The 12,915-nt window shown below is 63.5% G+C and carries 12 protein-coding genes; 4 read left to right on the top strand and 8 right to left on the bottom strand.

Annotated elements, in window-relative coordinates; all coding sequences use genetic code 11:
- Positions 1–75: 75 nt before the first annotated feature.
- From ACGTNG_RS16110 to ACGTNG_RS16100, 3 genes are read left to right on the top strand one after another with little or no spacing between them, the layout of a single operon-like run.
- Positions 76–543: an S-ribosylhomocysteine lyase gene (locus tag ACGTNG_RS16110; protein ID WP_394797541.1), complete on the top strand. Its 468-nt coding sequence runs from the start codon at positions 76–78 to the stop codon at positions 541–543.
- Positions 540–1,274: a 5'-methylthioadenosine/S-adenosylhomocysteine nucleosidase gene (gene mtnN / locus ACGTNG_RS16105; protein WP_394797540.1), complete on the top strand. Its 735-nt coding sequence runs from the start codon at positions 540–542 to the stop codon at positions 1,272–1,274. The genes ACGTNG_RS16110 and mtnN overlap by 4 nt, the downstream gene beginning before the upstream one ends.
- 3 nt (positions 1,275–1,277) lie before the next feature.
- Positions 1,278–2,159: an alpha/beta hydrolase fold domain-containing protein gene (locus tag ACGTNG_RS16100; protein WP_394797539.1), complete on the top strand. Its 882-nt coding sequence runs from the start codon at positions 1,278–1,280 to the stop codon at positions 2,157–2,159.
- A gap of 93 nt (positions 2,160–2,252) precedes the next feature.
- Here the strand turns inward: ACGTNG_RS16100 and pyrC are convergent, their stop codons facing one another.
- Positions 2,253–3,281, bottom strand: a complete 1,029-nt coding sequence (pyrC, locus tag ACGTNG_RS16095; RefSeq protein WP_394797733.1) for a dihydroorotase — start codon at positions 3,279–3,281, stop codon at positions 2,253–2,255.
- A gap of 394 nt (positions 3,282–3,675) precedes the next feature.
- Between pyrC and ACGTNG_RS16090 the strand changes: the two genes are divergently transcribed.
- Positions 3,676–4,101 (top strand): hypothetical protein, encoded by a 426-nt coding sequence (locus tag ACGTNG_RS16090; RefSeq protein WP_108444418.1) that lies wholly within the window; start codon positions 3,676–3,678, stop codon positions 4,099–4,101.
- A gap of 162 nt (positions 4,102–4,263) precedes the next feature.
- Here the strand turns inward: ACGTNG_RS16090 and ACGTNG_RS16085 are convergent, their stop codons facing one another.
- From ACGTNG_RS16085 to ACGTNG_RS16055, 7 genes are all read right to left on the bottom strand, one after another.
- Complete coding sequence (locus ACGTNG_RS16085) at positions 4,264–5,505, bottom strand: NAD(P)/FAD-dependent oxidoreductase (protein ID WP_394797538.1); 1,242 nt, start codon at positions 5,503–5,505, stop codon at positions 4,264–4,266.
- Positions 5,506–5,660: 155 nt separating this feature from the next.
- Complete coding sequence (locus ACGTNG_RS16080) at positions 5,661–6,119, bottom strand: tellurite resistance TerB family protein (RefSeq protein ID WP_394797537.1); 459 nt, start codon at positions 6,117–6,119, stop codon at positions 5,661–5,663.
- A gap of 146 nt (positions 6,120–6,265) precedes the next feature.
- Entirely contained in the window at positions 6,266–7,483 is a 1,218-nt protein-coding gene (locus ACGTNG_RS16075) for a CDP-glycerol glycerophosphotransferase family protein (protein WP_394797536.1), read from the bottom strand.
- A complete protein-coding gene (locus ACGTNG_RS16070) occupies positions 7,480–8,709 on the bottom strand; it encodes a glycosyltransferase family 4 protein (RefSeq protein ID WP_394797535.1) in 1,230 nt (409 codons plus the stop codon). Before ACGTNG_RS16070 ends, ACGTNG_RS16075 begins: the two co-directional genes overlap by 4 nt.
- 51 nt (positions 8,710–8,760) lie before the next feature.
- The gene (locus tag ACGTNG_RS16065) at positions 8,761–10,062 is read right to left on the bottom strand and encodes a glycosyltransferase family 61 protein (RefSeq protein ID WP_394797534.1); all 1,302 of its coding nucleotides are present in this window, start codon (positions 10,060–10,062) and stop codon (positions 8,761–8,763) included.
- A 72-nt stretch (positions 10,063–10,134) separates the two neighbouring features.
- Entirely contained in the window at positions 10,135–11,145 is a 1,011-nt protein-coding gene (locus tag ACGTNG_RS16060) for a UDP-glucuronic acid decarboxylase family protein (RefSeq protein WP_394797533.1), read from the bottom strand.
- A 43-nt stretch (positions 11,146–11,188) separates the two neighbouring features.
- Positions 11,189–12,915 (bottom strand): hypothetical protein (locus ACGTNG_RS16055; RefSeq protein WP_394797532.1); only part of this gene is annotated, 1,727 nt, incomplete at its 5' end.

Here is a 12,915-nt window from a genome sequence, read left to right as displayed (position 1 = left end):
GCGCGATGACATGCACCCTCCCGCGAATTCCGCTAGAATCTCGCCTCCACTTTTTCCGACTCGCGAGGTCGTCCGATGACCGACAAGAAGATGAACGTCGAGAGCTTCAACCTCGACCACACCAAGGTGAAGGCGCCATACATCCGCCTGGCCGACATCAAGACCGGCGAGCACGGCGACACCATTCACAAGTACGACATGCGGATCTGCCAGCCCAATCAGGACCACATGGACATGCCCGGCCTGCACTCGCTGGAGCACCTGATGGCCGAGCTGTCGCGCAACCACTCCGACAAGGTCGTCGACATCAGCCCGATGGGGTGCCAGACCGGCTTCTACATCGCGATGATCAACCACGACGACTACGACGGCGTGCTCGCGCTGGTCGAGGGCACCCTCGAGGACGTGCTCAAGGCCACCGAAGTGCCCGCCTGCAACGAGATGCAGTGCGGCTGGGCCGCCAGCCACAGCCTGGAGGGCGCCCAGCAGATCGCCCGCGGCTTCCTGGCCAAGCGCGACGAGTGGGCGGACATCTTCGCATGAAGCGCATCGGCATCATCGGCGCCATGGCCCAGGAAGTCGAGCAGCTCGCCGCCCAGCTGGAGGATCGCCGCACCCGCCATCACGTCGGCTGCACCTTCCACCTCGGCCGCCTGCACGGCGTCGAGGTGGTGATCCTGCAATCCGGCATCGGCAAGGTGAACGCCGCGGTCGGCACCACCCTGCTGCTGGACGTCTACCATCCCGAGGCGATCATCAACACCGGCTCCGCCGGTGGCTTCGGCGAGGGGCTGGAGATCGGTGACGTGGTGGTCTCGAGCGAAGTACGCCACCACGACGTCGACGCCGTGGTGTTCGGCTACGAGCATGGCCAGGTACCAAACATGCCGGCCGCCTACCTGCCGGACGAACACCTGGTCACGGTGGCACGCGAATGCGTCGAGTCGCTGGGCGAGGTCAACGTGGTGGAAGGGCTGATCGCCACCGGCGACGTCTTCATGGCCTGCCCGGAGCTCGTCGCCACCACGCGCTCGCGCTTTCCCACCATGCTGGCCGCCGAGATGGAGGCCGCAGCGATCGCCCAGACCTGCCACCTCTACGGCTGCCCCTTCGTGGTGATCCGCGCGCTCTCCGACATCGCCGGCGGCGGCGACAACCACCTCTCCTTCGAGCAGTTCCTGGAGAAGGCCGCCGACCATTCGACGCGCATGGTCACGGCCATGGTCGACCGCCTGGGCCAGCCCTGCCCCCAGGCGGAGCCCGTGGAGGGCTGAGGCATGCCCCGCCCGGCGGTCGGCTGGTGGCGAGGGCTCGCCCTCTGCCTGCCGCTGCTGGTGGTGGGCTGCGCCACGCATCTCTCCACGAGCGACGCCCCCGCCATCACCCAGTCGGGGCCTCGCCCCGACGTCGACTTCCGGCGCCTCTCCCCGCGTCCCTATACGCCGCCCGACTGGCCCGAGGCCCTCGAGGCGCGCGTGCTGCTGCCAGACACACCTGGCGAGGCGCGGCGCCCCGCCGCGCTGTTGGTCCACGGCGGGGGCTGGCAGCGGCGCACGCCCGACGACATGACGGCGATCGCCGAGCGGCTCGCCCGGCGCGGCTATGTCACGATCAATGTCGCCTACCGCTTCGCCCCCGAGTATCGCTTCCCCGCCCAGCTGGAGGACCTCGAGCAGGCGGTGGCGTGGATCCATGAACGCGCCGAGGCCTGGCGCATCGACACCGCACGCCTCGTCGGCGTCGGCTACTCCAGCGGCGCGCACCTGGTCAGCCTGCTGGCCCTGACCGGCGAGTCGGGGCGCCTGGCGGCCGTGCTGGCCGGCGGCCTGCCCAGCGATCTGATGAAGTTCGATGATGGCCGCCTGGTGGTCGAGTTCATCGGCGGCACCCGCGCCGAGAAGCCGCAGGCCTATCGACAGGCCTCGCCGATCACCCACGTCGACGCCGACGCCCCGCCCCACTTCCTCTTCCACGGTCGCTGGGACACCCTGGTGCCTGTGGATCACGCCACCGACTTCCATGCGGCACTCGAGGCACACGGCGTGGTGAGCGAGCTCTATCTGCAGCACTACCGCGGCCACTTCACCAGCTTCCTGCTGCGCGACGGCGCCATCGAGGCCGGGCTCGCCTTCCTGGATCGCCAGCTGCACGACGACTGAGCGCTCTCCTGGCGAGCCCCAACGACGGCTCAAACGACGACGGCCGCCCCTCGGGGCGGCCGTCGGCCTGTTACCTGAGCCGAGCGCTCGGCCTCAATCGACGAGCTTCCAGCCGAGCGTCTCGCCGGCAGCGAGGGGCACGATGGTCTGCCCGTCGGCATACGGCAGCGACTCCGGCAGCTGCCAGGCCTCACGCACCAGGGTCACGGTCTCGGCATTTCGCGGAAGGCCGTAGAAATCCGGACCATGGTGGCTGGCGAAGCCTTCCAGGCGCTCCAGGGCACCAGCCTGCTCGAAGGCGGTGGCGTAGAGTTCCAGGGCCGCCGGGGCGCTGTAGGCGCCGGCACAGCCACAGGCACTCTCCTTGTCGCCCCGGGCATGAGGCGCACTGTCGGTGCCCAGGAAGAACTTGGAGCTTCCCGAGGTGGCGGCCTCCAGCAACGCCTGACGATGACGCTCGCGCTTGAGGATCGGCAGGCAGTAATAGTGCGGACGAATGCCGCCCACCAGCATGTGGTTGCGGTTGAACAGCAGGTGATGGACGGTGATGGTGGCCGCCACGTTGGCCGGGGCGCTAGACACGAACGCCGCCGCCTCGGCGGTGGTGATGTGCTCGAACACGACCTTCAGGTCCGGATGCCGCTCCAGCAGCGGCTTCATCACCCGCTCGATGAACACCGCCTCGCGATCGAAGATGTCGATATCGGCGTCGGTCACCTCGCCGTGGACGAGCAGGGGCATGCCCAGCCGCGCCATGGCGGCGATGGCCGCGTCGCAATGCGCGAGATCGGTCACCCCGGAGGCGGAGTTGGTGGTCGCCCCGGCGGGATAGAGCTTCACGCCGTGCACCAGACCACTCGCCTGGGCCCGTTCGATCTCCTCGGCCGAGGTGGCATCGGTGAGATAGAGCGTCATCAGCGGCTCGAACCGCGACCCGGCGGGCAGGGCCGCCAGGATCCGCTCCCGATAGGCCAGCGCCTGTTCGGTGGTGGTCACCGGCGGCTTGAGATTGGGCATGATGATCGCACGGCCCATCTGGCGCGCACTGGCGGCCACCACGGCCGAGAGCACGTCGTCATCTCGAAGGTGGAGGTGCCAGTCGTCAGGGCGGATCAGGTTAATCGAGTTCACGGCAGGTCCTGTGTCGAGAGTCTGTTTCGAAAATCGGTATCGAGAGCGCCTGTCGCGCAGGGCGGCAGGGAGAAAATGGGGCCGTCGGGCCGCTACCACGCGACCGACGTCGCGCGGCTAGACGGGCAGACGACAGTATATCGCAACCGCCGCGCGTTCCCGAGCCCCGGGGCCGCGCCGTGTCTGCTACCATGCGCCTCTCGATAAGGTCCCGCTGGATCAGGTAACGCTAGAAAGAGGTCTCTCGGCAAGGCCCCGCTCGCGCCCTTTCCGCCTCCCCAGCCCGTCACCGGCGGTCGGTGGCCTCATCGTCTCCGCAAGCGGCGCCGAATGCCGTATCATGACGCCAGCCTGACAGGCCGCACCACTCCTGCATGAGGACAGCATGCCCAAGGTAAGACACTACGCCGACATCGTCGCCATCCTGGCCGGTCTCATGTGGCTGGTGCTCTACTGGTCGGTCAGCATCTCGGCCCACCTGGGCAGCATCGAGCCGTCGCTGGCCGCGCTGCTGATCGTGGGCAGCCTGATCCTGATCAGCTTCGTGCACCGTCCGATCCGTGTGCTGCTGGGGCGCTACCACGTGCGCAAGCGACGCACCGAGATGTGGATGCACATCCTCGCCCTGCCCCTGACCCTGGCCTTCCTGCTGGCCATCGTCATCGATCACCTGATCACGCCGATGAACGGCGAGCTCAAGATGCTGCTGTTCAACACGCTGGCTACGGCCGGCTGGCTGGTATTCGTCGTCACCCTGCTCTTCAAGCTGTTGATCCACCTGATTCAACAGAAGCGCAAGGCGAAGCGTTAGGCGCCTGCTCCCGGCCTCGCTTCGCCGTGCAAGCACGGCTCCCATAAGGTTCGCACCGGCAGGGAGACCAGCGCAGGCCGTTGTGGGGGCGCTGCTTACCGCGCGATGGTCGGAGGGCAGCACGGGGCTATCCTGCTCCCCGCCTCCCACATTCTCAGATGGTCAGAACCGATCGACCCGGAACGGCGCCATGTCGATGTCGGGGGTCTCACCATCCATCATCTGGCCGAGCAGGCGACCGGTCGCCGGCCCCAGGGTGAAGCCCTGGTGGCCGTGGCCGAAGGCCAGCCACAGGCCTTGCTGTCCCGGTGCCGGCCCGATCACCGGTTTCATGTCGGGGGTGCACGGGCGGGCGCCCTTCCAGGGTTCGGCCTCGACCCGCTCGCCCAGCGGCAGAAGCCGCCGCGCTGCCTGTTCCGCCGCATCCAGCTGCGCGAGGTGCGGCGGTGCGTCGAGTCGTTCCAGTTCTGCCCCGGTGGTCAGCCGGATGCCTGCCTGCATGGGCGCCAGTACGTAACCGACCTCGGCATCCATGACCCAGTGGCGCAGTGTCTCCGCCCCCGAGGCCGCGTAATGCATGTGGTAACCCCGCTTGACGAACAGCGGGATCTCGAGCCCCAGCGCGCTTAGCCACTCGCGAGACCAGGGCCCCATGGCCATGACCAGCTGCTCGGCGTCGAACGCCCCCTCCGAGGTCGCGACACGCCAGCCACTGCCCTGACGCTCGATGCCCGTCACGTCGGCCTGCTGCACGCGCCCCCCTTCCGCCTCAAAGCTCCTGGCATAGGCCTGAACCAGAGCACCGGGATCGGCAACCGTCCAGGGATCCTGCCAGTGGATGGCCCCCGCCAGCCCCTCGGCCAGGCACGGCTCGAAGGCGGCCAAGGCGGCGGCGTCCAGCACGCGGTGACGCACCCCGAAGCGCTGCTCGTCATCACGGGCCGCGGCCGCCCGCGCGTCCAGTTCGGTCGCCGTATGATAGACCTCGAGCCAGCCTTCTCGTCGCACCAGTCGCTCGGCGTCAGCCGCCTCGATCATCGGAGCATGGGACTCCAGCGACAGCCCGATCAGCGAGGCATACTCCGGCACGATCTTCTGGTAACGCGCCTTGGAGGAGTTATGCCAATAGCGCAGCAGCGGGCCAGCCGCCTGCAGCATGCCGCCGGGGCGATAGCGGATATCCACCTGGCGGTTGGGCAGCACGCGCAGCAGGGTGGCAATATCTCGCGGAAAGGGATAAGGACGGACCGCCTCGCGCTGAATGATGCCGGCGTTGCCGAATGAGGTCTCGCGACCCGGCGCCCGCCGATCGATCAGGGTCACCGAGTGCCCTCGCCGGGCGAGGTGCCAGGCGACCGACACCCCTACCATCCCGGCTCCCACCACCGCTATCTCACGCGCCATCACTCGACTCCTTGTCAGCTGTTACGGGGCTCTTCACCTAAGGGCTATCACATCAGGACTGCCACATAAGGAATTGTCCCATAAGGATTTCCCCAGGTAGAGTCATATCACAGCATGCCCCTTTCACGTGACGAGGAAAAGCGAAGATCACACCATCAGCGAGTGCCCTCCTCCTGAACCCTGAGCTTGGCGCGAATGAAGTCGGGGTGGCTGACGTGGAGAAGCTCGCTCAGACGACGAATGCGATGCTCCTCCAGATGGTGTCGCTCTCCATCGGCCAGCGACAGTGACCACATCATGCGCACCAGTTCGCAGCGCTGCTCATAGTCGCAGTGCTCCTTGACCAGACTGACGAACCGGTAGTGATCCACGGCCGACTCGGCTTCCTGTCGAGCGAGATGCATCAACTCCTCGAGCTCAGCGTCTTCCAACGCGAAACGCCGCTGCAGCAGCTCACGCAGCAGGAGGACTTCGCTGTCGTCGAGGTGGTAGTCGGCGCGGGCGACCTCGAAGAGCAGGGCCGCAACAGACAGTGCCAGAGTGGGCGCTTCCCGGTCAGGCACGTCGTCATTGGTCACTACCCCTCGAAGGAGTCGTTGCAGGGATTCGATCATGGCACTCTCCAGGCTCCGAGCATGGGATCGGGTGCAGTGCACATCGCTACCCCCGCTCAGTTCAGCGAAGCCTAGAGGCGATGTCCACGGCCGTGGACATGGGACCCGCGACGCCTAGACGGCGTTCCCCCTTCAGCCCATGGCTGCTACCCCGCCACCCCCTTCGACAGGCATCGTTTGATGGCCTGGAAGACCCGCTCGGTGTTCTCGACATCCTTGACCGGGAAGAACCGGGCGGCCCGCCGACGGTAGATATCCGGCATGGAGAATCCCGTCTCGGCCCATCGCTGGAGCTCGGCCACCACCTCATCGGCCTCGTGAAGCACGGGGCCGAAGCCATCCCGCTCGTAAACGAAGTAGCCTTCTCGATAGTGGCTCGAGCGGTATCTCTCTCGATCGAAATGGTAATAGACCACGGGTTTCTCGAGATAGGCGAAATCGAAGAACACACTGGAAAAATCGGTGATCAGCGCATCGCAGCCGCGGATCAGCTCCTGGATGTCATGATCCTTTCCACTGATGACCCTCACTCCGGGACTCTGGGAAGAGAAGCAGTCACCGAAATAGCCAACCGAGGGATGCAGCAACAGCAACAGCTCCACATCGTGGCGAGCCAGGTAGGTCCCCAGCACAGGATGGTTGATCAGTCCCTGGATATGGATCCAATAGGGATCCTTTCTGAACGCCTCATAGGCCAGGGACTTGGGCAACCGCGTCAGATTGAAGAGCCACTTGCGAAACGTCGGCATGAACAGGATACGACGTTTCGTCGAGGGCACATGGTAGAGACGATCGAATCGACAGAGTCCTGTATAGACCAGGCCATGGTCGGGTCTACCGGCGAGGCGTTCCAGATAGTCGAACTCCGGCTTGGCCCCACAGACGATCAAATCCATCCCGGTATTGTGATTCTTGATGCCCAGCACCTCGTCCTTGGAGACCCCATGACGAAGAAACACGTGAAGCTTTCCGGGCAGTATCCCGCGCACGAAGTGCGAAGCGGCCAGGGCGGGAGAGGCACCGTAGATGTGCGTACTTGCCGCGACGCGCGACAGCGCATACACCCAGTAATGGGCCAGGGAACCGAAGCACACCGTCTCTCCGAGCCGAGCGACCTTGGCGGCATCGGCGGAGCCAGGATCGATAGCGTAGATGGCCCTGATAGCTGGCCGCTGACTGCACAGGTACGCATAGAAATGGTAGCCATTGTCCCGGGCCTCGGCTCGGCGTTCGGCCACCACCCATATGTCACGTCGATGCGTCACGGCTCGGTAGAGCCTCGCGACGAGGGCTATCGGCACCAACAGCACGATGGCTCGGGCGAGCCGAGAGAGGTATTCCAGGTAACGAAGTACCGTGATCATCGCCGCACTCCGGCTCGCGAGTGGGACACCCGACGCAGCAGAGCGAAATACTGGCCCCATATGCCCTCGAGGGAGTAGTCCAGCGCCTTCAGCCTGGCCGCCTCGCCCAAGGCGCTCCGAAGCGGCGCATCGTGCATCAATGCCGCCAACCGCTCGGCCAGTTCCCCGGGGCTCGCAATGAAGTAGCCGTCCACGCCATCGTCGACGATATCCTTCGAGCCGGAGACCGGTGTCACCAGACAGCATTGGCCGCACGCCATCGCTTCCAGCAGCGCATTGGGCATGCCCTCGTTCTTCGAGGTCAGGCAGAAGGCATCGGCCGCCTGATAGTAGGCGGCGGTGTCATCGACCTCACCGACGATCACGACTCGATCTTGGAGGCCGAGCGTCTTGACGCGATCCATCAGGAAGTCCCGGTAAATCTCGTCACGCTGATTGCCGACGAGATAGAGACGCGCGGCGTCTCCCCGCTCGACGAGCAGCGCCAGTGCCTCGAGGCTCCACTCGATGCGCTTGGTCGGACGCAGTCCCGCCACGGACAGCAGGCAGAACTCATCGGCGGGCATGCCCAGTAGCTCACGGACTGCCCGGCGGGCACTGCCGCTTAGCGGGGAATAGCGCCGGCAATCGATCCCGTTCGGTATCTTGACGACCCTGTCGGCAGGTATCCCTTTGGCCCGTAGATCGTCATGAATGGTCTGGCTGATCGCCACGATGCCATCCATACGGGCCATCGCCCTTGCCCGGAACCAAGGGCGATGGAAAAGGCGCCGCCACGATCGCGTCGGTCCCGTGCTCGTTTGATTGGCCGGCTTGATGATGACCGGGACACCGCGCCGCTTAGCCCAGGCTGCCGGCGAAATGGTCGCCTCGAAGGCGTCGATGCCGTGGAAGACATCGTAGTCGTCGACATGTCGCCTCAGCCACAGCCAGGATCGGCCAAGGAAGACCAGATGTTCCATGACCCTGGAGGGCTTGCTGAGTCTGGCGATCCTGACGAAATCGGCAAACCCGTCGATGGTGGGATGGTCGTCCAGGCCGTGGGCGACCGTGACATGGACCTGACCCTGCTGCGCTGCCTGATAGAGACGCTGGGAGTTGATCCCTGCCCCTCCACCCGACATGGTGATCCCATAGGGGCACCAGAGCAGGACCCTCAGAGGCCGTGCCTCAGAGGGCGTGACCTCGTCACGTTCGACCGTACTGGCCTCGAGCCTCGAGTTCATGAGACCTCCACAGGCATCAGGATAAAAATTATGCCCCGCTGGCCTGAGCGTTCATTGCGATGAGACACGTGCCTCTCCTTCCGAAACGAGGTAGCGGCAGATGGCGTCGATGTCCTGCAGCGGAACGGTGATGTCGTGTTCGAAGCTTCGCCCGTCCGAGGTAGAGGGTGGGCAGATCACCGGCAGATACTCCAGGCCGGACTGTCGGGAGAGTTCCTGAAAGCAGGGAACGAGGTAGCTGCTCGGCAAGATGTCGACGACGAGAGTGCCGGGACGGCACCAGACCAGATTGGTCAGCGCCGCCCCGTGAGGAGCGCACACGACCGAGGCCGAGGCGAAAAGCGCCTGTTGCTGCGCGACGCTGAGACCGCTCAGGGTGAGGATCTGGAAATCCGCCTCGCGCAGGCGCTCGCAGACGGCCTGTTCATTGGTGACGCGGCGGCGTAGGGCATCGGCCCGCGATATATAGATGCGCCGTGAACTCGATGAACGCGGCCACTGCCACCCAGCCACACGCCGAATCGCTCCCGCCAGCCATGAGGGCAGACTTTCCGCGCCCTTGTCGCGCACCGGCACGAGAGCCGTCTCGACCTTCAGAAACTCATGATCGAGCATCGGAATGACCTGCGCCCGCTTAATGCCGCACATTTCGAGAATTTCCCACTGCCAGGGCAGTCCGGCAAAGTGAATGAGGTATCGCTTGGGCATCCGCGACTCCGGCAGTTGCCGACGCAGGAACCAAAGATCCGCCATGGCGTCGGCCCAGAAATGGTAGTAGTTCCTGGTGTCGAATCCGTAATTACCCAAGACCGCGACACGCTCGGAAACGCAGACGGCCTTCTTTCTCAGATTCCTGAGGCGAGACCAGTCGTAGCTGGTCATGAATACCCACAGGTGAGGCAGTCCGGGGGACCTCACCGGTCGATAGTGCCGATTCAATACGATGGCCTTCCTCTCCTGCTTGTATCTCATGCGCAGTGTCGATGGACGCATTACCCAGATCATGGCGTCATCGACTTCACACACGCCCTCACTGTCTATACGCTCTCCGACTCGCCAGGCAATGGGTGCCGTTGCGACTAGCGACGTTGCATCAGAAGAAATTTCCAGAGGGAAAGACGCTCTTTCTGCACTAAAAGCGCCCGACGCCTGTGCCCTTGTCAACCTCTCCTGATCCTCAACGCCATCTACAAGACAGGAACCGGAATCGAGATAGGCAAGCCCCTTGCGGCCATCATGATCGAGCCACCTGACCTGACGAGAGGCCGATGGCTCGATTCGATAGGCATTCTCAAGCGTTCTCAGAGCCGACTTGGTCGAACGCCGAAACCATGTCTTCATCGTTACCAGCATGGTGCTACCTCTATGTCGAGGGATGAATCGCGACGGAATCACCCCTGACTTACCCCGAGATCTCCATTGCGCTCAGGCCAGCTTCCTCAAGTAACGCTCAGTGGCCATACTGGCTCGCCGTTGGTTAGAAGCCCCCCTCATCTCCTGCAAGAGCCCCTTGAAATACTCGATCGTGTGACGTAATCCCACGCTTAGTTCGCAGGTAGGTGACCATCCCAGATACTGAGCGGCTTGTGAGATATCGGGACACCGCTGCCTGGGGTCATCTTCCGGCAGCGGATAGAAACGCAGCTGACTGGTGCTTCCAGTCAACTCGAGAATTTTCTCGGCCAGCTCAAGCATGCTGTATTCGCCACTGTTCCCCAGGTTCACTGGGCCGGTGATATCTTCACAGTTCATGAGCCTGACCAGGCCTTCGATCAGATCATCGACATAACAGAAGCTGCGCGACTGCAGACCATTGCCGTAGATCGTGATCTCTTTGTCCTGCAGTGCCTGGATGATGAAATTACTGACTACGCGTCCATCATCGGGGTGCATTCTCGGGCCGTATGTGTTGAAGATCCTGGCAACACGTATGTCCACGCCGTATTGACGGTGATAGTCAAAAAAAAGGGTTTCCGCGCAACGCTTCCCCTCGTCGTAGCAGCTTCTGGGGCCGATCGGATTGACCATGCCCCAGTAGGCTTCGGGCTGAGGATGCCGATCGGGGTCTCCGTAGACCTCACTGGTCGAGGCTTGCAGGATCCTTGCCTTTGTTCGCTTGGCGAGTCCCAGCAGGTTGATGGCACCGTGGACATTGGTCTTGGTCGTCATGACGGGATCAAACTGGTAGTGCACGGGACTTGCCGGGCAGGCGAGGTTATAAATCTGGTCGACCTCGACGTAGAGGGGAAAATTGACGTCGTGACGAATGAGCTCAAACTTGGGGTGACCGATCAGGTGGGCGATATTATCCTTTCGCCCCGTGTAGAAGTTATCGGCACATATGACCTCATCGCCCTGGCTGAGCAGTCGTTCACACAGGTGGGAGCCGAGAAACCCTGCCCCGCCAGTTACCAGGATACTCTTGCACATATCCATACTTGCCCCCTTGAGTCATCAAAGAGTGATCATGCGCCGCCTCTTACAGAAGATCGGCGCCCGAGGAGCCCTCGGTGCTCACTCCAACGATTCCCGTGTCATCACTACTGGTTTCCTGAAACGTGCTCACTTCCGTCGAGGTACTATCGAGGATCGAGATGCTCTCTTCCGTAGACTGCGTTGAGAGGGAGGTATCGTCGTACGTCAGATAGATCGGTGTTGTGACGGTGCTCCTCGCGAATCCCTCAGAGACGGCGGGGTCGTCGATGATGGCGGCGATGAAGCCCAGCGGTAGACGGCTATCACCCTCAAAACTCTCGATGCCATTGAGGAAAGCATCGTGGGTGAACTGACCCGAAAGATCCGCCTGGCCGTTGGCATCCAACTGGATATCTACCGTCTGAAACTCTGCGGCATTATTGACCCTGAAGTCTTCGTCGGAGAGCCTCCATTCGACAATATCGGCTATGCCATCGGTATTGTTGCTGACCGGCTGATGCCCCTTGCTCATGACCACCCTGACCCAGGCAGCCGGCTCGCCAGACACCAGCACCGTAGGCGCGACGTCGGAATAACTTCCCAGTTCTCCGGGAAGCAGGCCGTTGACCGTGAGTTCGACGGCGCCTGATGCCGATTCTTCGGTAATGAGCGCCTTCGATCCCGACTGACTGCCGTCGCCCATTAGCTGAGCCGACGCCGTACTGCCGTCGGTAAATAGGACATGTACGACGGCCCCTATCATCTCCGCTCCGGACACGCCCCCAACATCCCAACCGGGCACCGAGCCGGTATCTACCCCGCTCGTTCCACTCTTATCCATGCCGGCAATGGAGTTGGGGTCCATGTCGCCGCTGAAGCCCACGGCCTCGCCCGTCGTGAACCCTCCGTCAAGGGTCGCAGAGAACTGGACCAGGGCACCGCGAAACCCGCCACTGCTACCCGCATCAGTAGGGTCTGGGTCGGCCCCAGCAAAGAAATAGTGTGTATAGTTGGCCGGCTGGAGAGCACCGGTCCCTCCCGACGAGTCGATCTGCCAACCCTTGAAGGTGGTATCACCGCCGGTGCCATCGACATCGAAAACGCTATCGTGATAGAGCGATGGGCGTGCATCGATGAAGACAGCGGCAATCTTCTTGTCACCGACGTTGGTGACCATGAAGGAGTCGCTGCCGAAGTTGGAGTGCTGTACGTCCTGTCCCGGAGTCACCGTGATGATCGCGGCTCCCACCACCCCTTCGGGATAGGTGTCCGTCGCCTCTAGGCCGGCGGCGGCGAAGACCTCCTCCGCCGTCGCGGGACTCGCCACGTCATCCTCCAGCACGGTTCCCCCTGCCTGGCTGCCGGTCGGGGCGATGTCGAAGCGCTCGCTGTCGGTGCCAACCAGCAGGATCTCGACCTGATCGCTGCCGTCATCGAGATCGTCATTGACGATGTCCACCTGCAGGGTGCCCTGCCCTTGAACAATCTCGACCGTCTGCCAGCGCGTGGTCGCGCCTCCATCGAGCGAATAGGCAATGCCAAGCTGATCGGACACCGTGGTCTCGGTACTCACCGCGAAGGCCAGCGTGGTGGTGCCGGTATCGCCGCTCTCGGTCACCGTGGGGGCATCGGCAATCGCAATGAGCAGTGGCTCGAGATCCGGCGTGGTCACCTCCAGGTACTGCCAGCGCGCTTCATAGGCATCCAGCGTTACGAAATCATTCGAGGTCACGCCGATCGCCGTCAGCGCCGCGGCATCCAGCAGGTTATCCAGCACGGCAGCGGGCAGCG

It is taken from the genome of Halomonas sp. B23F22_3 (assembly GCF_043496965.1).
Taxonomy (GTDB): Bacteria; Pseudomonadota; Gammaproteobacteria; order Pseudomonadales; family Halomonadaceae; genus Halomonas.
This window is presented reverse-complemented; position numbering and strand designations above follow the sequence as displayed.